Source organism: Salinibacterium xinjiangense (assembly GCF_014645015.1).
GTDB lineage: Bacteria > Actinomycetota > Actinomycetes > Actinomycetales > Microbacteriaceae > Rhodoglobus > Rhodoglobus xinjiangensis.
Genome location: NZ_BMLC01000001.1, coordinates 801,322 through 820,573 on the forward strand (window position 1 = coordinate 801,322; position 19,252 = coordinate 820,573).

A 19,252-nucleotide genomic window follows, 5' to 3' on the forward strand; every position below is an offset into this window, starting at 1 on the left:
ACGATCACCGGTCCTTCGAGCAGGCTCACGTGCGCTGATGAGCCACCGGCACGATACCGAAAGCTAGGCGATTTCTCGCTGGATGCTGAAAGCAAGTTCACGCAGGAAGCTGAGCTGGGCGGTGGTAACACTTGACCGTGGTCTGCTGTCGAACACGCAAATCGCGCCGATGCGGGTTCCGTCAGGTGCTTCGACCGGATATCCGGCGTAGAAACGAACGTCTGTAGCCGGTAACGGCCGCTCATCGTGCCGGGCGTCGAGGACCACGAAGGGTGTGGGAGATTGGATGGTCAGGGCGCAGAAGGAGTGCTCGAGAGGGATCTCCCGTTGGCTCGTGCCGAGGACAGCTTTGCTCCATTGCCGATCCGCGTCGATCAGTGTGAACGCGGCGCTTTCGGTGCCGAACATCGTGCGCACCATCCGGACGATGTAGTCGAAGCGAACCTCCGTCGGTGTGTCGAGGATCTCTAATCGCCCCAGCGCGGCCATGCGGGCCTCGTTGCTCTGCGCCGATCCCGAAGCACTATCGATGTGATGGGCCAGTGCGGTCGCTGTCTCGAGGAGAGGCAAAAGGGCATCCATGATGGTCGCGGTTGCCGAACGGTACTCCTCGGGACTCCGATACCGATCGGTACGGCCGTCGATATCATCCCTCGCCGCCGACACAGCCCAGACCGGAGCTACATAGCTGATCGTGCGGTGAGCGTCGCACAGCTTCCGGGTGATGCTGTTGAGGTGTTTCGCCCACCTGTCGATGATTCCCCCCGGATGCGCACGGAAGAACGGGATGCTGCTGATGGGGGGAATACCGACGATCAGAATCGGGGCAGCCCCGGCGCTCTGCTCGAGGGCACGGAAGAGCACCGCCATGTGGTGCGCCCAACGCCGTGGAGAAATCAGCTGGAAGGCGTCGCTGGCGCCGATCACCACCACGACTGCATCGTACGATGCCAGATCCGACGCAGACAGTGCTCTTTGCGCGGTGGCGATCGTGATGTCCGGATCGATGTGCGCACGAACCTCAGACCCACGACCGGTTGCCGCACTCAGCGCGCGCGAGAGAAATCCGGGGAGGGCGAGATCGTGGATGAGCACCCCCCAGCCGACAGCGAGCCCATTGCCGATGATCAGCACCCTGTCCGGGTCCAGACCCGGCGCATGCGATACGGGTTCGTCGACGGGTCGCACTGGCAAGGAGGCGACCAGGCTGCGCCACCGATAAATACTTGTCATCCACGGCCCGATAGCAGCCGACACGATACTTCGCAGGGTGCTCCCGTCGCTGGAGAATTGGTCGTTCCTTAACATCAACGACTGCATCTCGGGAGTTGAGACGTCACTCGAAGCTGTACTCAACGTATACTCCGTCGAGCCTGTGCCGTAGCTGCCGCTCCGGGGACCGCCGAGGGTCAAGACCAATCACCGATCCTCCGGCCGAAAAGTCGCGCACGCAGCCTGCTCTACGCGCGCAGGCACCGGACGCTCGCGGGTTCGCGCCCCGCAACTGCGACCTCGACATGGGCCTGTTCCCCAGCATGGGCTTGGACTTTAGCGACCCGCCATCGACGAGCTGGTCGGTCCCTCTCGAACGTCCCTATGGGGACCGGGCCTGCTGCAGGGGCTGAGGGGACTGCTGACGATGTGGTTGACGCGTCTTGTTCGGGGTTTTCAGTCCGCGCGAGCGGCTTGTGAAGTGGGCAGTCGAACACCTCCCCTTCGCAACCGGTGCCTCCTGCATGGCCGAAGATCGCAGCGTGTCACCTCACAAACCCGACCAACCTTCCTCGGCAGTACACCCAGTCGCGCTGGCCCTGCCGTTATTCGAGCAACTTGCCGGCCTGGCCGACGTCTTCCATCAGTGCAGCGATCTCGGCGGGAACCGGCGGGATCTGCTCATGGGCGATCGAGCCATCGGCCGACCACACCAGGTTCACCTGCAGGGCGGGGTCCATGTCCGGGTAATCGCTTCTGTTGTGAGCTCCGCGGCTCTCCCGGCGCTCCAGAGCGCAGGCCAGGGTTGCTCGGGCGGCCATGAGGGAGGCGCGCAGGTCGAAGGCATGCGCGAGGCCGGAGAAGCCGGCGACATCCGGATGCACGCCGATTCGTGTCTGGCGATCGTCGAGGTCGTCCAGCTGGCGTAGGCCCTCAAGCAGCCCCGCCTCGTCGCGTACGACTCCACCGAAGTCGGTCATGGTGTTACGGATGTCTCGCTGCAGGGCTCGCACATTCTCTTCTCCGTCTGAGGCAAGAGTGTCGGTCACCTCGCGTTCCGCAGCGTCGATTGCTTCCTGTGATCGGTTCTGGGAGGTGAGGCCTGCGCTGTATTCCGCTGCAGCCTGACCGACGATCCGGCCGAAAACGAGGAGTTCGATGAGCGAGTTTCCGCCCAGCCGATTGGCTCCGTGCAGCCCGCTGGAGGCCTCGCCGATCGCGTACATCCCCGCGACCTCGGTCGAGTGGTCGTCCGGTCGCACCCACACGCCGCCCATGGAGTAGTGCGCGGTCGGGGCGATCTCGATGGCAGTGGTGGTGACATCCAGCACCTGAAGTTCCAGCATGGTCTGGTAAACGCGGGGCAGGCGCGTCATGATCGTCTCGCGGGGCAGGTGGGAGATGTCGAGCAGCACGCCGCCCTTCGCGGTGCCGCGCCCCTCCTTGATCTCGGTGTATGCGGCCAGCGCGACCCTGTCGCGGGTCGACAGCTCCATGCGCTCAGGGTCGTAGTTGGCCATGAACCGCTCGCCAAGTGCGTTTCGCAGCACACCGCCCTCACCCCTGGCGGCCTCGCTGATCAGGGTGCCCGCGGCATTCTCCGGCTCGAGGATGCCGCTCGGGTGGAACTGCACCAGCTCCGCGTCGCGCAGTCGGCCGCCGGCATCCACCGCCAGCTTGAAGGAGTCGCCAGTGTTCTCGTCCCGCCGGCTGGAGGTGCGACGCCAGATGCGGTTATGTCCACCAGCGGCGATGATGACCGCGTCTGCGATGATTGTCACCCGGTGGCCGTCGCGTAGATCGAAGCCGTACGCGCCAAACACCACGTTGTCGCGCACCAGGATGCGGGTTATGTACACCGAATCCAGGATGGGGACATCGAGCTGAGCGGCTCGGGCGACGAGGGTGCGCTGGATCCCGAGTCCCGTGTAGTCACCCGCGAACGCGGTCCGACGGTACTTATGGGCTCCGAAATAGCGCTGGCTGATGCGACCATCAGCCTCGCGCGCGAATGGCATACCCCAGCGCTCGAGATCCTGGATGCCGCGGGCAGCGTTCTTCGTCACAATTTCGGCCGCGTGTGGGTTGGCGAGAAAGTAGCTCTCCTGAATGGTGTCGGCTGCGTGCTGTTGCCAACTGTCTTCGGCATCCATCGTGGCCAGGGCCGCATTGATCCCCCCAGCTGCCAACGACGTGTGTGCGTCGTTCTTGGGACGTTTGCCGACGGCGAGAACGTCGACTCCGCGCTCGGAGAGTTCGATTGCGGCGCGCAGGCCGGAACCCCCAGTCCCGATGACGAGGACGGATGTAGAAATGCGGCGACCAGTGACGGTGTTGTCTGGCATGAGAACGGCCTTTCCGGGCACAAAGACGGAGTTGCACCGAGCGCAACTCCCGACCTCACGCTAGCTCGCGTTGCTGGACTTTTGCCCTGACGTGACGACGGCCTAGATCTAATGCCCAGGCAGGTTGTCTAAGCGGCTGTGGGGTGGTTTGTTTTCGATTGCCAAGGGGATTCGATGGTGGCTGTAGTAGTGCAGCCAGGCCTTCAGAGCTGCACGGCGTTCGGTGTCTGCGGTGCAGAAGGGGTCTGCTGTCGGTTTGGTTGACTACGAACCTGTGAGGATTTCGGTTCTCACGGGAAGATGACCAACGCGCCAAAAGCATTTCCCAAAGAGTTCCGTCGCGACGTGGTCGCGGTTGCCCGGAAGGGCGAAGCCCCGATCAGTCGAATCGCGAAGGACTTCGGGATATCCGAGTCGTGCTTGCAGCGATGTCTGAAGGTCGCGGACGTCGAAGACGGCGCGAGGCTTGGTGTGACTCAGGCTGACTCTCTCGAGCCGCGGCAAGCGAAGAAACGCATCAGGCCGCTCGAGCAAGAGGTCGAGGTTCTTCGCCGGGCGGCCGCCTATTTGTCGCAGGCGTCGCTCCCAAAATGATGTTCCCGCTGGTGCTCGAACTGGCCGCTGATCGGATCCCGATCGCGGTGACCTGCCGGGTGTTGAACTTTCTCCGGGCTGTCGGCGTCGGAGCGGCGGGTGTGACGATTGTGTTCGCATCAGCGATTGTGGTCGGTGTTCTCGAAGAAGCGTGGCCTGAACCGGAAAGCGGGACCTCCCGTGCACGACGAGCTGGTGCTCCGAGATTTTACCGCGACGAAACTCAACCAGCTGTGGCTGACAGACATCGCGGAGCATTGGACCGCTTGGAATCCAAGCCGACGAGGGCAAGCTGTATTTGTGCGCGATCAAAGACCTGTGGTCGAACCGGATCATCGGCTAATCGATCGATTCGAGGATGACGGCGGAGCTCGCGGTCGCGGCGGTGCGCAACGCGGTCGCTCTCCGCGATGTCGACGAAACGATCCTGCATACGGACCGCAGATCCCAATTTCGGTCCCGGAAATTCGTCGAGTTACTGAGGGAATCTGGGATTGCCGGATCGATGGGCCGCGTCGGCGCCGGCAACGCCGCCTCGGACGCCTCACTCCGATCGAGTTCGAGATAATCAATTCACAAGCCGCTCACGCGGCCTGAAAACCCCAAACAAAACAGGTCAACCAGATCGACCGCAGACGCGAATGACGTTCTCGCTGACTGGCGTGTCAGTTTCGGCGTTACTGTGATCTCCGCACGTGCAGGCATGGTTCTTATCGGTGTGGCCGAGCTCTCTACTCGTGTTGTCAGCTGCGACGTCGAAGCAGGTGCGTCATCCGTCGCCGCCGAACTCGGGTCGACCGCGTCTTTGCGGCGGTTCATCCGGAAGACAAAGCGGCAAAGTTAGCGGAGCAACAGCACGAAGGCCGCAAAGTGCCTATGGTCGGCGACGGTGTCAACGACGCACCGGCCCGCACCCAGGCAAACGTCGCCATCAGCGCTGGCACGGACGTTGCTATCGCCTCAGCCGGCGTCGTCCTCGCCAGTGGCGGGCGGCGGGTTACAGTATCATCTTCGTCCCACTCGCGACAGGAGTGCTCGCTCTGGTCAGTTTTGCACTCTCCACGGAAATCGCAGCCCTCTTGATGCCTGCCTGCACCGGAGTTGTTGCTGTGAACGGGAGTTGTTGCTGTGAACGCGCAACTGCTTCGCCGACGTGATCTTCGACCGAAGAAAACCGCGTCAAAAGTCCCGACGATGCCTCGCAAATGAGCGATTCTTGTAGCCACAGAAATCGTTACCGGGGGAATATTCGTCACCGACCTACCACGACAGAAGGAATGAGAACTCGATGCCGCCAGCGCTGATAATCTTCTTGATCGCAACGCCTCTGCTTCTGTTCGGCGCGAGAGCCGCTCTGCCCGGCATTCCCTGGAAGCGATACGCCCGCCCCTCATCGTGGGTGGACATCGGCCTGATAGCGCTCGGCGCGGCGGGACTCGTGCTGCACTGTGTAGCCATGTTTTATCCCAGCCTCATCGAGACCATTCCCGGAACCGGCGGGTACATCCAGGCGGTCGATGGAATGAGCACGGCCAGCATCGTGCTCTACATTGTGCCCGCAGTGATCGTTCTGGCAGGCCTCCGCCGTCAACGGCCGCTGGCCCTCACGCTCGTCGCCGTCACCCTCATCGCCGTCGGCGTCACGATGTATGACGGCGGCCCACTCAACGTCCATCTCGTCGCGATAACCGCCGCGGCACTCTCCCTCGCCTTCACCACCGCCCTGCTGGTCCTCCGGCCCCAACGAACCGGGGACAGAGCCGCGCCCGGCCATGCAGCCACCGGACGATGATCCTGATGCCTGAAGGCCCGGTCAGCCCACGGAGATGACGCCCATCATTCCGTTATCTTCGTGGTCGAGGATGTGGCAGTGATAGACGCTGGTGCCGGTAAAGTCCTCGAAGGCTATGCGCACCCGCGAACTGCTGCGCGCCGGCACATTCACGACGTCCTGCCAGGTGGGCTCGTCAACAACCTGATCGCCGACCTCGATGACCTGCATCGGCCAGACGTGGAGGTGGAATGGGTGATCCATCGAGCTGGTGTTCACGATCGTCCACTCCTCGATCGTGCCGGCCGCGACTGACTGGTCGATGCGCCCAGGGTCGAAGGCGCGTCCGTCGATGGTGAATCGCATCATGGATCCACCCATCCCCGCCCCGCCCATCGCGAGGGTGAGTGTCCTTTCGCCATCCAGTGACTCGGATCGCAGGTCTCGGGGATCGGAGCCCGGGGCGCGCGCCAGAGGCGCAGCGACGGCACCGGCGACGTTCAGCGTCGCAAGGGTTATCGAACTGCCGGACGGCGTGCCACCGCCCATCATTCCTGCGGATGAGCCTCGGTCTACGGGTAACGCCTGCAACACCGAGGTGCCCCCCGCCATCGTGACGAGCACGTCTGCTCGGCTTCCCGGCATCAACGAGAGGGAATCCACGTCGCGTGGTGACCCGAATCGGCCGGAGTCGTTGCCGAGAAGCTGCAGCGCCTGGCCGTCGAGTCGCAGGTCGAGATAGCGCGAGGTGCAGGCGTTAACGATCCGCCAGCGTTCCCGCTCTCCCGGATGGGCGGCGATGGTCGGGTTGACCTGGCCATTGAGCAGCACGGTCGTGCCCTCGCGGCCGCGCATCCGATCCATCTGCGAGGCGACGGGGATGGTTCCGAATGCATCGAACGTGACATCCGACACGATGAGCACCCGCTCTACGGTCGCAGGAATCTGCGCGGTGTCGTCGACGATGATCGCGCCATACAGACCGGCGAACACCTGTTGGGCGGCCATCCCATGATGGTGCGGGTGGTACCAGAAGACTCCGGGTGGATGGTCCAGCGGGATCTCGTAGCGGTACTCGGCGGTCGCGCCCGCGTCGATGCGCCGGAACACGTTGTCGCCGGATCCTTTCGGCGATACGTGGAGGCCGTGAGTGTGCAGGTTCGTCGGATCGTCGAGCTGGTTGGTCATGGTCACAGAGAGCGTGTCTCCGGGTCGCACCAGGAGGGTCGGCCCAGGCACCGACCCGTTGTAGGTGAAAGCGTTGACCGTGGTTCCGCCGATGACCACTGCGGAGGCGGCCGCTGTGAGCGTTACGTCGAGAGCGCCATTGGTGCTGCGAATCAACGCCGGCTGGAGAACCTCGGTCCCGGTCGTCCGGGACGAACCCGGTTCGGACCTCGTGGACCACACCGACACCAGTCCCGCGCCGCCCGCAAGCACGAAAGCGGCGCCGACACCGCCGAGAGTCAGGGCCGAACGTCGGGTCATGGGCTCCATCAGGAGTCAAAGCCAAGTGCAGACAACCGCTCCCGATATTCCTCCGTGGCCAGTTCACCCCGCGCATACCGCTCGTCCAGGATCTGCTTCGGCGACACCGTACCACCGGGCTGCGACGAGGGTGCCTGCAGCGGGGTCGGGCGCGATGGGGAGAACATTCGCACCATGACAATGATGAGGATCACCACGCCAATCAGCACCAGCGCGCCGAAACCCCAGGCCCAACCACCCATTCCGTAATTTTCCCACATCATGTCGCCGACCCTCCGCAAGATTCTCACGCGCTTCTCTGAATGCGCCCGCTTCCTCAGTTTGGGCGGTGAGCATCCTGCCCGGAAGGGCCATAAGTCCCGCACGCCCGAGCGCTAAGGGATTCTGTCGATCGTCGACGCCGACAGTCTCGGACGGTTAGCAACCATGGGAAACCCCGGATTTTTGATGATTGCGCCGGGCCCTCGAAGTCGATCTCGTGCTGTCAAAAGATTCTTCCCATGGCTGCTTCCGGGAAACGAACCGCGCTGCCTCACGGCTGACAACTTTGGCCACTTGGTCGGTGCACACGTAAACAATTCGCGAGCCTCCGTGCGCACGTCGCACATTGTGCGTGGCATGAATTTTTTTGCGCACGATCTTCTCCACAGTGAGCTCCACCTCGACTATTTCGACGTCGCCACCTTTCGTTGCCAGCTCGGCACGTCACCGTGACGGGGATCCTGTCCCTAGCGAGCTCCTTCACGAACGGATAAGGCTTAGGTGCAATAACATCCTTTCAGGCCACCCCACCCGGGCAGGTCAAGATGCCACCTAACCGTGCAGCAGACCGTGTCACCACCAAACCTCCACGAGCTGTCACCGATGTTGTGGCACAGGACTGTCACCAATGTCCTGAGACATCGCAGGATGCCGAGGTGGCCCACATTCCCGGCAAATAAGCGGAGGTTGGCCATGCCCCCGACGTGCCCCGGCAGGGACTCGAACCCTGACTGGGACGATTTTAAGTCGTCTGCCTCTGCCAATTGGGCTACCGGGGCGGGCGAGCCGAGCGAGGCGGTCCGCCGCGCGCTACCTCTTGGCGCCGACCGGCGAGGACTTTTTCACGGTCTTCGCGGGAGCTGGGGCCGGCGTATCTGCTGCCGGCTTCGGGCGCGATGCGAACTCTTCGAACACTGCACGAGGGGTGGCGCGGGCGCCGAGCTCGACCTGGTCGCGGCCGAGGATGAAGTTCAGGATCCAGATGCTGAAGATGCGGATCTTTCGCTCCCACATCGGGATCGCGAGCCCGTGATATCCACGGTGCATGAACCACGCTGGGAGCCCCTTGATCGCGATGTTGCCCGACTGGAATACACCATTTCCCAGTCCGAGGCCGGCGACGACTCCGGCGTTCTTGTGGAAGTAGTCCTTGGGCGCCTCGTCACGCAGGACAGCGACGATGTTCTTCGACAGCAGCTTGCCCTGGCGGACGGCGTGCTGGGCATTCGGGACGCAGAAACCTGCGACGCCTCCACCGGTCAGGTCGGGGACGGCACTGACGTCTCCTGCACCCCAGGCGCCCTCGACGATACCGTCGTCGCCTACGACGCGCATGTCAGCCTGCACGCGCAGGCGACCCCGCTCCTCGAGAGGAAGGTCGGTTCCACGCAGCACGGGGTTGGCCATGACGCCGGCGGTCCAGACAATGGTGTCTGAGTCGAAACTCTCACCGGTCGACAGCTCGATGTGGCCGCCGACGGCTGACGACAGCTGGGTGTCGAGATGGATCCTGGCGCCGCGCTCGGCGAGATCTTTGATGACCCACAGGCTCGTCTTCAGCGACACCTCGGGCATGATGCGGCTCATCGCCTCGATGAGGTGGAAGTGCGTGTCCTCGAAGCTGAGGGTCGGGTAGAGCGGCAGCAGCGATGAGGCGAGGCTGCGCATCTCGGCGAAGGTCTCGATGCCGGCGAACCCGCCACCGACGACGACGAAGGTCAGGAGGCGGTCGCGTTCCGGGCCGGCCGGAAGGTTGGATGCCTTATCGAAGTTGGTCAGGAGCCGGTCGCGAACCGCCATCGCCTCCTCGATGTTCTTCATGCCGATAGCCACCTCGGCAACACCGGGAATCGGGAACGTACGCGAAACGCCACCGGCGGTGACGACGATGACGTCGTAGTCGACATCCCACGGCTCGCCCACCTCCGGCGTGATCGTGGCGGTCTTCGTGGCGTGGTTGACTGCGGTCACCTTCGCGGTGATCACAGTGGTCTTCTTCAGGTGACGGCGGTGAGGAACGACGGCGTGACGAGGCTCGATGGTGCCCGCGGCCACCTCCGGCAAAAAGGGCTGGTACGTCATGTAGGGCAGCGGATCGACCATGGTGACCTCTGCTTCACCGCGGCGCAGCCACTTCTCGAGTTTGCGAGCAGTGTAGAAGCCGGCATAACCGCCGCCGACGATCAGAATTTTGGGCACGAGTGGTGGTCTCCTGAACGAAAAGTTTTGGGGTAAAAGTTCGCCTTCTAATCTACTCCGTCTCACGAGCAGCTCTGACCCGCTGGATCCCCACCACCACCACAGCGACGAATGCAGCAAAAAAGAACAGCACGACCGCGAGCGGAATGCCGACGTTCCGCAGCAATGACACGGTTGGCAGGATGGTGCCGAGCGGAGACTGCGGCCCCGCGGAATCGGGCGCTACCGGCGTTGCAGTGCTGGTCGGCGGGGTACTGCTCGGCGGGGCGCTGGGCGCGGGCGCCGGGGCGGGCACCGCGGTGCTCGGTGCCCTGCGATGAACGGTGATCCATTCGGCCAGGCTGCCCATCGGGTTCTCGGAGACGCGGGGCACGGATGCCTGCACCGCCGCCCTCGCGTCGATCAGCCCGAAACCGTAGATGGCGTCTGCGCCGGGCGCGCCAGCATCTTTCGCTGTCGCGACAATGCGATTGATGACGTCATTGGCGTCAAGACTCGGATGCGCTGCGCGAACCAGCGCGACCACCCCTGCGACGATCGGCGTCGCACCGCTCGTGCCGCTCCACTTGACGTGCTGCCCACCGGGAACGACACCCACGAGCTGCTCGCTGGGGGCCGACACCGCAATCGTGATGCCCTGCGAGGATGCGTCGAAACTCGCCTTACCGTTGGTGTCGACACCGGCGACGGTCAGCACCCCCGGCATCGTTGCCGGAGCTCCCACCTCGGTGGTGCCGCTGCCCCGGTTACCGGCGGCGGCCACGATCACGACATCGTTCCTCATCGCGTAGAGGAACGCGTCGTCCCAGCTTTCCGGCCAGTCGAGCGTATTGCGGGTCAGGGACATGTTGATCACGTCGGCGCCCTTGTCGACGGCGTAACGGACCGCAGCGGCTATCTGGTCATCTGATGTGCCGGCGCCCTCGCCGAAGCCGATCGAGATGGAGAGGATGGATGCCGCCGGCGCTGCCCCGATCACGCCGTCGGTGGCGTTGGTGCCCCTGCCCGCAGCGAGCGAGGCGACCATCGTGCCGTGCTCCGGCCCGTCGGTGCCGACCGGCTTCTGCCCGTTGAGCGAGCCGAGGCCGGAAAAGTCCGTGCCGCCGATGACGGCGCCCACGAGCTCCGGCACGCTGCCGTCCACGCCGGTGTCGATGATCGCAATGGTGACGCCTGCACCCTTGGTCGTCGCCCAGGCGGCGCGGATCCCGTAGCCGTCGAGCCAGTACTGGTCGTCACGCACGGCATCGGCCGAGGCAGCCGATCCGCCGAAAAGAATGGATGCCGCGACCGCAGCGACGATCGCCGCGGCCGGCCAGCGCCTGCTCACGGGGTTCCGGCCGCAGAGTAGTCCGCACACTGGCAGACGTTCGGGCTCCACCCGGAGCGCCCGAGTGCGACGTCACCGATCGGATTGACGCCGGGCCCGGCCGCGAGGCTGTGGCCCACGAGGGCATGAAGGCATTTGACTCGGCCAGGCATACCGCCGGCCGAGATTCCGGAGATCTCCTCGACGACGTCGAAGCTCTCGCGATCGGCGATATACGACATATGCGCTTCGCGGTATGCGTCGTGGATCTCGTCGTCAGTAAGCAGTTCGGCCAATGCGGGCATGACGCTGTTCGCCTCGAGCGTCGACACGGCGGCCGTCGCTGCGGGGTGGGTCAGATAGTAGAAGGTGGGGAAGGGAGTGCCGTCTGCCAGGCGCGGCTTCGTCGACACGACAGTGGGTGCGCCACACACGCAGCGCGCCGAAATCCCGACCACGTCGCGCGCGGGTCGGCCGAGTTGGAGGGAGACGATACGGACATCCTCTGCCGTGGGGGCGTCGAACGGCGGCCTCACGGGGTCACCGCGTCAGGCACGCCGAACGCCGGCACCTCGAGTTCGACGGGTGGGGCATCCGTCAGCCCCGCTGTGAAGATCGAGGAGAGCAACGTTCTGGTCCAGTCCACCTGGGTGGTCTGGATCTGGTCGCTGATCGGCAGGCCGCCCTGGGTTACCGCCGCCTCGCCACCGCCCAGAACGAGATAGCTCACCTCGCCCGGGAACACGTAGAACAGGCGTTCCCGCGCCTGGGATTTGATGTAGGCGGGGTCACTCCAGCGGGCGACGTTGTCGTTCAGGTCATCGACGGCCTGCTGCGCCTCATCGACATCCTGCTGCAGTGCGGTGAGCTGTTGTCGCTGTTCGATGAACACACGAAGATTCGGAGCCAGCACGATGACGGCGAGAATCAGCAGCGCCAGCATGAGAAACGTGAAGCCGGAGAATCGGATGGTGCGCAGCCAGTGTTCCGGCGCGCTTTCCTCGGGGAGCGACACCGCCACTCGAGTCGTTGCGCGCCTGGCCATGGGTTAGAGCTTAAACGACGTGGCTGGCAAACCCTGCCGTGACGGAGCCGTCGGCCGAAAACAGACACCGCAAAACAGGCGCCGCAACCGGTGGTCGCGACGCCTGTTCCGTGTGGAGCCTGTTACCTTCCGAACCTCGGGAAGGCGCCGCGACCGGCGTAGACCGCGGCATCGCCGAGCTCCTCCTCGATACGCAGCAGTTGGTTGTACTTCGCGACTCGGTCTGATCGGGCCGGAGCACCGGTCTTGATCTGACCGGAGTCGGTCGCCACGGCCAGATCGGCGATGGTGGTGTCTTCGGTCTCGCCCGAGCGGTGAGAGATGATCGCGGTGTACCCGGCGCGCTGGGCCATGGCCACGGCGTCGAGCGTCTCGGTGAGTGTGCCGATCTGGTTGACCTTGACGAGGATGGAGTTGGCCGCCTTCTCGTCGATGCCGCGCTTCAAGCGGGTCGGGTTGGTCACGAACAGGTCATCGCCAACGAGCTGCACCTTGTCACCGAGCACGGAGGTGAGGTGCGTGTAGCCGGCCCAGTCGTCTTCATCCAGCGGGTCTTCGATGGTGGCCAGCGGATAGTCGTTGACGAGGCCGACCCAGAATTCGGTGAGCTGCTCGCCGGAGAGCTGCTGGTTTTCGAACGAGTACACGCCATCCTTGTAGAACTCGGTCGCAGCAACATCCAGGCCGAGGGCGAAGTCGACACCGGGCGTGAACCCGGCCGACGAGATCGCGTTGACGATGAAGTCGAGGGCGGCACGCGCACCGGGAAGGTCGGGGGCGAATCCGCCCTCGTCGCCCAGGGCGGTGTTCTGGCCGGCCTTCTTCAGCTCGGCCTTGAGTGCGTGGTAGACCTCGGTGCCCCAGCGCAGGGCCTCAGAGAAGCTGTCGGCACCGATCGGCAGCACCATGAACTCCTGGATATCCAGAGCGGTGTCGGCGTGAGCACCGCCGTTGATGATGTTCATCATCGGCACGGGCAGGGTGTGGGCGTTGGGGCCGCCGAGATAGCGAAACAGGGGGAGGTCGGCCGAGTCAGCCGCGGCCTTCGCGACCGCGAGCGAAACACCGAGCAGTGCGTTCGCCCCGAGCTTTTGCTTGTTGTCCGTGCCGTCGAGCGCGATCATCTCGGCGTCGATCAGGCGCTGGTCTGCGGCGTCGAAGCCCTCGATGGCGGGGCCGAGCACGTCGAGAACCGAGTCGACCGCCTTCAGCACACCCTTGCCGCCGTAGCGCTTGGGGTCGCCATCGCGCAGCTCGTATGCCTCGAACGCACCGGTGGATGCACCGGACGGGACGGCCGCACGAGTCACGATTCCGTCTTCGAGCAAGACCTCGACCTCGATGGTCGGGTTTCCCCGGGAGTCGAGAATTTCGCGAGCGCCAACTGCTTCGATCAAAGCCACAGGGGTATCTCCTTATGTAGAAAAAGCGGGATTGTCAGTGGTGGTATCCCGTACGAATCCTAGACCCGGTAGGGAAACAGGCCGGAGAACACTGTCCCATCGTCGAGCCAACAACGCAGTGCCGCGTTGAAGAGCTCGGGGCTCTCGACATTCCACTGGTGGTGGAGGCCGTTCGCCGTGGCGACGAGGCTGCCGGCGACCCCGGCATGCACGGCATCGAGAGAGGCTCCCGTGATCGTGCCCGAGTCGAGAGATCCCGCGACGGCCAGCGTCGGTGTCGTCACGGCCGCGAGCACCGCCGGCGGAACCCCCAACCGCACCTCCTCGAGAATCGCCCGTGCTGTGCGCACGTCGATCCCGAGTCCCGTCTCGATGAGCTGCCTGGCGTCGTCCCCCTGCAGTCCGTAGGCTTTCGCCGTCGCCACCCAGAACGCGCGTTGCTTCCAGCCCAGCAGCATGAGCCGGCCGAGCAGCACATCCCGGCGGCGAGGCGGCGCGACCTGGGCACTCGCGAGAAACAGGCTCATCACGAGGTGTGGATGTCGCGCCGCGAGCTGCAACGCGACCCCGGAGCCGAGCGACAACCCGACCACGTGGGCGCTCGAGCCTGCCAGCACCTCGGCCAGGGCATCCGCCGTCCCGGCCGTCGAGCGCCAGGGCAACTGGTTGCTGGCGCCGAACCCCGGCAGGTCGGGCACGAGGATGCGGTGGTCACCGAAGGCGGGAACCTGCGGGCCCCACATCCACCCCGCCACGGTGCCGCCGTGCAGCATGAGCAGCGGCTGGCCCTGCGGGTTACCCAGTTCGTGAACGTTCATGACCCGAGGATCCGCTCGCCATTGGCGATGATGCGGTCGAGAGCGGCGATGAGCACGGGCTCGTCGACGCCGTGGTCGAGACCATCCTGATGCTGCTCCAGGCCCGCCCACGCCGTGGTGACCAGCTGGGCACCGGCCCCTGTCAGGCTCACGATATTGGCGCGCGAATCACGCGGGTCTGCCACCACCGCGAGTAGTCCGAGCCCGACGAGAGCCGATACGCGCTGGGTGATGGATGCCCGTGACACCTCGAGCGCCGCCGCCAGCGCTCGCTGGCTCGACTCCCCCATCAGCCGCACCATCAGCAGCACAAGGAACGGCGCATAGCGGATGCCGTGCTCGCGTCTCAGGTACTCGTCGGAAACACGGTCGATGAGTGCCGTGGCCCGATGCAGCTTGAACGCAGTGCTGGTCGTGATGTCATCTGTCATATTGTTAAGTATTTAACAATATGACCGGGCGTGCGTCAACCCAGTTGCCGAAACTCCGGGGTCGCTGTGCTCTCGTCGACGAACGCGTACGAACCGAAACCCGCCGCGACGAGCTGGTCGAGCAGTGGTTTGACATTCTTCGGTCGGCGTTCCACCCTGACCCGGCGGCCGTCCGCGACGATGGCAGCTTTCAGGGTCAACAGGGCGGTGGGCGACATCGCGGGATCGTGGATGAGGGCGACGGCATCCGCCCCCTCAGGGCCCTCGAGTTCGACCAGCTCGACCAGCCGCTCGAAGCCGAGCGAGAAGCCGACCGCGGGAACATCGCTGCCGAGGAAGCGGCCGATCATGCCGTCGTAGCGTCCGCCACCGCCGAGCGAGTAGCTCACCGACGGGTGCGCGACCTCGAAGATCGTGCCGGTGTAGTAGCCCATGCCGCGCACCAGCCAGGGGTCGAACTGCACGACATCGCGACCGACGACCCGGGTCGCCGCCACGCCGATCGCGGCGAGCTCGGTGACGGCCACGGGGTCAACACCCTCGGGCAGGAGCCTGCGGATCGCCGCCTCGCCGAACGGCGGCGCCTGCGTCGTCAGCTGGGTCGTCACGGGGCGCGTGAAGAAGTCGTCGAGGGCGTCGACCGGTCCCGCTGGGAATCCACGGTCCCGCAGTTCGGTGATGACGCCGTCGTGGCCGATCTTGTCGAGCTTGTCGATGGTGACGAGCACCGGTTCGTGCTCTTTCGGCGGAAACCCCAGCAGCTCGAGGGCGCTCGTGAGCAGGCGCCGGTCATTGATCCGGATGCTGCACCCATCGAGCCCGAGCGCATCGATGGTCGCCACCGTGGCGGTAATGAGCTCGACCTCGGCAATCGGGCCGGCCTCGCCGATGATGTCGATATCGCACTGCATGAACTGGCGATAGCGACCCTTCTGGGGTCGTTCGGCACGCCAGACGGCTCCAATCTGGATGGATCGGAACACCGTCGGCAACTCGCCGCGGTGGCTGGCGTAAAACCGGGCCAGCGGAACCGTGAGGTCGAACCGCAACCCCAGGTCTGCGAGGTCGAGCGGCTGTTCCGCGGCCTGGAGGTCGTCGGTGGTGAGCGCCCGCTTCATGACCGCAAAAGCAAGCTTCTCGTTGTCTCCACCGAGACCGGCGTGCAGCCTGTCGCTGTCCTCCATGACGGGCGTCTCGATCTCGTCGAACCCGTGGGAGCGGAACGTGTTCCGGATGACGCCGAGCACACGCTCGCGCTGGGCCTTGTCTGCCGGCAGGAAGTCGCGCATGCCGCGGGGAGGGTTGACCGATGATGCCATACCTCGATTCTGTCGCACTTGGCGGAGTTGCCCGATCGGGAACCGAAGCCGCCTCGCCTGCTCGTCGCTCCGATGCCCCCAGTTCGGGGTACACTGGAGACGCGGTGGTCACGTTGACGTATGTCCGAAAAACAGCTGCCAGGGCTTGGAAAGTGTTGATAAAACATATCCACATAACGAACCGGTAGGTCGGGTAATCCTGCCGGTTCTGGGGCGCGGCCGTTCCCCCGATGCTTGCATCGAGGTTGAGCTACGCGCCTCGGTGCCCTCTCCATTCGGGTTGGGGAGGGCACCATCCTCTGTTCTTTCGCGTGCGCCCCGGCGGCACTGCTGGCGTGCATGCGGCTTCTTTTCGGTGTGCGCTCCGCGTCGATTTTCGGCGCGCACCCGGATGTGTTTTCGGCGTGCGCCCGGATGTGTTTTCGGCGCGCGAGCGGCCCCTTTTTTCGCGCGCGTCCCGCGTCCCGCGTCGCTGCAGAGCGGCTGGCGGTAGCTCTCCGTGGCCCCAGCCCTGCTTCGCGGCGCGGAAGACCGGTCGCGCCTGCCGGGTCTTTCGTCGGTCGTGGCTCTCGTCAGTCGTGGCTCTAGTCAGTCGTGGCTCTAATCAGTCGTCGCTCTAGTCGGTCGTGCCGATCACGCCGGCGTCTGATGCGGCCTCGATCTCGAATTCGCGGATCTCCTGCTGCAGTCCCCGGAGCGCGGACCGCAGCGCGCGCTCGGAGTCGAGACCGTTCGCTTTGGCGGATGCCACGATCGCGAGCAGTAGCGGACCGAGTTCGTCTTCGTCGGCGACGTTCACCGCTCCGGGTAGCGTGGCGTCGAGCAGGCCGACCTTGTGCGCGCGCCCGAGCAGCTTGTCGGCGAGGGCGAGGGCGGGCATCCGCTGCGGAATGCCGTCGAGCACACTCGTTCGATGCGGTTTCTCGGTCTTTTTGAGGTCGTCCCATACGGCCATCACATCGTCGGCGGTCTCGGCGACAGCATCGCCGAACACATGCGGATGCCGCCCGATCATCTTCGCTGTCATGTGTGCGGCCACATCCTCGAGGGTGAACTGGCCCGCCTCCGCCGCGATGTCAGCATGGAACACCACCTGGTAGAGCACGTCGCCAAGCTCTTCGATCAGCTCGTCTTTGTCTCCGGTCTCGATGGCGTCGACGAGCTCCCACGTCTCCTCGATCAGGTATTGCACCAGCGATTCGTGGGTCTGCTCCCGATCCCAGGCACAGCCGCCCGGTGCGCGCAGCCGTTCGAGTACCGCGACCAGTTCGTCGAGTTTCGGATGCGGTGCACTCTGTGGCTCGGTCATGCGTCAATCCTTGCACTGGCTCGGGCCTCCCCCGAGTCGCGGATGTTCCGGCGCCGCCGTGCACCGGGTCCGCGGCCATCAGCACGCACTGTTGTGCGCAAGATCGCGCAAAGCGGAACTCTTCGATGGCATCGCAATCGGCGTCTGACCCGGGTCAATATCGGGCGGAGGGACGAGCCAGTAGTCCGAACCCCGTCGAACGACCTCCCATTCGTTGTTGTGGAGCAACAGATGATGGTGGCGGCACAGCAGGATTCCGTCTGCCACATTTGTACTTCCGCCATCCCGAACCCATTGCTTCACGTGATGGGCTTCGGTCCACGATGGTGGCCGGTCACATCCGGGGAACCGGCAACCGCCGTCCCGCGCCGCCAGCGCTACCCGTTGACGGCGTGTAAAGAGCCGCTGCTCTCGACCCACATCCAGCGGCTGGGCGCCGTCGAAAAGAATCGGCATCACGGTGCCCGCACAGGCGAGCCGCTGCACAGTCTGAATGGAGACCGGATCCGGCTGCCCCTCGAGGCGCCCATGCCCGACCCCGGCCGCGAGGGTGGCGGCTGTCACCAGCACGCGCACCGACGGCGCGCCGGAGCCCAGCAAGTCGGAATCGTCTGCGGCGGCACCGTGACGCAGAAGCTCGAGGAACACGTCAGACGCGAGTTGCTCGGTGGTACGTGGGTCGGCGAGGATCCGCTCAGCTTTGGTCTCGAGTTCCCCACGGAACCGGGGCCCACCCCGGCGCGGGGAAGTCGCCCGGTCGTAGAGCTCGGCGGCGACCGCGGCGGACTCGGGGTCGAGGAGCCACGTGAGCCGCCCCATCCCATCCGGCTGCCTGGTGAATCGGAGCGAGCGACGGTCTCGTCGCGCGCGCTCCCTGTCTGCGACACCGAGCTCGTCGAGTTCGTCACGGAGTTGGCGGGCCCGCCGGAAGAGGCGGTCTGGGTCGAGGGTGGCGGCCTCCGTGACCAGTTGTGCCGCAGCAGCGGCCAGCATCGGGATCGGCACGTTCGCGGCAGGTTCGCCCAGCCCTGACTGGATAGCGTCGGCCGAAGCGAGAGGAAGGGTCCCGGATACGAGCGCACTACTGACCGCGGCGAGCCAGGGTCGCTGCGGGGCCGGGGCGAGTTGGGAATCCCGAGACTGGAGACCGACGCGCACTGCGGTGCTGGCATCCCGCGCTGTGGACCGTGTTGAGATGCGGACCAGCTCTTCCGGGGTTCGGTAGCCATTGCGCTGGGCAAGTCCGGAATGACCCAGTGAGGGTGCCGACCGATGAGCTATCTCGCCCACGATGACGGCAGCATGAGCCTCTACCAGCTGGCGTTCGACGCCGGCCAGTCGATTGAGCTTGAGGAGGGTCGCGTCATCCATGTCGCGATAGTCGATCGCCGCAGTCGAGACGAGGGCCAGCGCATCGACCGCCGACGACATCAGCGCATGCAGAGCAGGCGTGACCGGCGCTGCTTCGTGAGTGCTGATGAGGGTCATACGGCAAGTCTTGACCTCGAACGCGTATTCGACAACGGGCGGCGACACATCTCCGGATAAGTCAATTCGGGACGGGCTGTGGAGGGGAAGATCGGGCTGCGCGGAGCGGGAAAAGAGCGATTGTGGAGGTGGAGGTGGAGGGAGGGCCTGTGGAGGAGGAGGAAGAAAGAGAGGGTGGGCGAAGTAGAGAAGGCGTAGAAGAAGGGGAAGGTGGGCGAGGTAGAGCCCGAGGAGGGGATGGAGTAGACGCCTGGGGGGGG

General features: G+C 64.8%; 15 protein-coding genes, 1 tRNA gene and 1 pseudogene. 2 read left to right on the forward strand and 15 right to left on the reverse strand.

Features of this window, described 5'->3' with window-relative positions; all coding sequences use genetic code 11:
- Window positions 1-63 precede the first annotated feature (63 nt).
- A complete protein-coding gene (locus IEW81_RS03785; RefSeq protein WP_179691820.1) occupies window positions 64-1,233 on the reverse strand; it encodes a GAF domain-containing protein in 1,170 nt (389 codons plus the stop codon).
- A gap of 584 nt (window positions 1,234-1,817) precedes the next feature.
- The gene (locus tag IEW81_RS03790) at window positions 1,818-3,557 is read right to left on the reverse strand and encodes an FAD-binding protein (RefSeq protein WP_097060435.1); all 1,740 of its coding nucleotides are present in this window, start codon (window positions 3,555-3,557) and stop codon (window positions 1,818-1,820) included.
- A 300-nt stretch (window positions 3,558-3,857) separates the two neighbouring features.
- On the opposite strand from IEW81_RS03790, the pseudogene IEW81_RS03795 reads away from it, so the two are divergent.
- Window positions 3,858-4,695, forward strand: a pseudogene (locus IEW81_RS03795) (DDE-type integrase/transposase/recombinase); the annotation flags it as partial.
- Window positions 4,696-5,463: 768 nt separating this feature from the next.
- On the forward strand, window positions 5,464-5,943 hold the full coding sequence (locus IEW81_RS03805; RefSeq protein ID WP_143544652.1) for a hypothetical protein: 480 nt from the start codon (window positions 5,464-5,466) through the stop codon (window positions 5,941-5,943).
- Between the two features lie 21 nt (window positions 5,944-5,964).
- Here the strand turns inward: IEW81_RS03805 and IEW81_RS03810 are convergent, their stop codons facing one another.
- From IEW81_RS03810 to IEW81_RS03870, 13 genes are all read right to left on the reverse strand, one after another.
- Window positions 5,965-7,410 carry a multicopper oxidase family protein gene (locus tag IEW81_RS03810; protein ID WP_308421874.1) on the reverse strand — a complete coding sequence of 482 codons (1,446 nt, stop codon included), beginning with the start codon at window positions 7,408-7,410 and terminating at the stop codon, window positions 5,965-5,967.
- An 8-nt stretch (window positions 7,411-7,418) separates the two neighbouring features.
- On the reverse strand, window positions 7,419-7,652 hold the full coding sequence (locus IEW81_RS03815; protein WP_229671226.1) for an SHOCT domain-containing protein: 234 nt from the start codon (window positions 7,650-7,652) through the stop codon (window positions 7,419-7,421).
- 724 nt (window positions 7,653-8,376) lie between these two features.
- A tRNA-Leu gene (locus IEW81_RS03820) sits at window positions 8,377-8,450 on the reverse strand.
- 31 nt (window positions 8,451-8,481) lie between these two features.
- Window positions 8,482-9,870 carry an NAD(P)/FAD-dependent oxidoreductase gene (locus IEW81_RS03825; RefSeq protein WP_097060432.1) on the reverse strand — a complete coding sequence of 463 codons (1,389 nt, stop codon included), beginning with the start codon at window positions 9,868-9,870 and terminating at the stop codon, window positions 8,482-8,484.
- Between the two features lie 52 nt (window positions 9,871-9,922).
- Entirely contained in the window at window positions 9,923-11,200 is a 1,278-nt protein-coding gene (locus IEW81_RS03830) for a S8 family serine peptidase (RefSeq protein ID WP_229671227.1), read from the reverse strand.
- Entirely contained in the window at window positions 11,197-11,715 is a 519-nt protein-coding gene (locus IEW81_RS03835; RefSeq protein WP_097060430.1) for a DUF501 domain-containing protein, read from the reverse strand. Before IEW81_RS03835 ends, IEW81_RS03830 begins: the two co-directional genes overlap by 4 nt.
- Window positions 11,712-12,224: an FtsB family cell division protein gene (locus IEW81_RS03840; protein WP_097060429.1), complete on the reverse strand. Its 513-nt coding sequence runs from the start codon at window positions 12,222-12,224 to the stop codon at window positions 11,712-11,714. The genes IEW81_RS03835 and IEW81_RS03840 overlap by 4 nt, the downstream gene beginning before the upstream one ends.
- Before the next feature lie 122 nt (window positions 12,225-12,346).
- Entirely contained in the window at window positions 12,347-13,627 is a 1,281-nt protein-coding gene (gene eno / locus IEW81_RS03845; RefSeq protein ID WP_097060428.1) for a phosphopyruvate hydratase, read from the reverse strand.
- Window positions 13,628-13,686: 59 nt separating this feature from the next.
- Window positions 13,687-14,445 carry an alpha/beta fold hydrolase gene (locus tag IEW81_RS03850; RefSeq protein WP_097060427.1) on the reverse strand — a complete coding sequence of 253 codons (759 nt, stop codon included), beginning with the start codon at window positions 14,443-14,445 and terminating at the stop codon, window positions 13,687-13,689.
- Entirely contained in the window at window positions 14,442-14,876 is a 435-nt protein-coding gene (locus IEW81_RS03855; RefSeq protein WP_097060426.1) for a MarR family winged helix-turn-helix transcriptional regulator, read from the reverse strand. The genes IEW81_RS03850 and IEW81_RS03855 overlap by 4 nt, the downstream gene beginning before the upstream one ends.
- A gap of 35 nt (window positions 14,877-14,911) precedes the next feature.
- Window positions 14,912-16,195: a histidine--tRNA ligase gene (hisS, locus tag IEW81_RS03860; RefSeq protein WP_097060425.1), complete on the reverse strand. Its 1,284-nt coding sequence runs from the start codon at window positions 16,193-16,195 to the stop codon at window positions 14,912-14,914.
- Window positions 16,196-16,811: 616 nt separating this feature from the next.
- A complete protein-coding gene (gene mazG / locus IEW81_RS03865; protein ID WP_097060424.1) occupies window positions 16,812-17,504 on the reverse strand; it encodes a nucleoside triphosphate pyrophosphohydrolase in 693 nt (230 codons plus the stop codon).
- A 78-nt stretch (window positions 17,505-17,582) separates the two neighbouring features.
- Window positions 17,583-18,992, reverse strand: coding sequence for an HNH endonuclease signature motif containing protein (locus IEW81_RS03870; RefSeq protein ID WP_102017057.1), 1,410 nt, complete (start codon window positions 18,990-18,992; stop codon window positions 17,583-17,585).
- Window positions 18,993-19,252 lie beyond the last annotated feature (260 nt).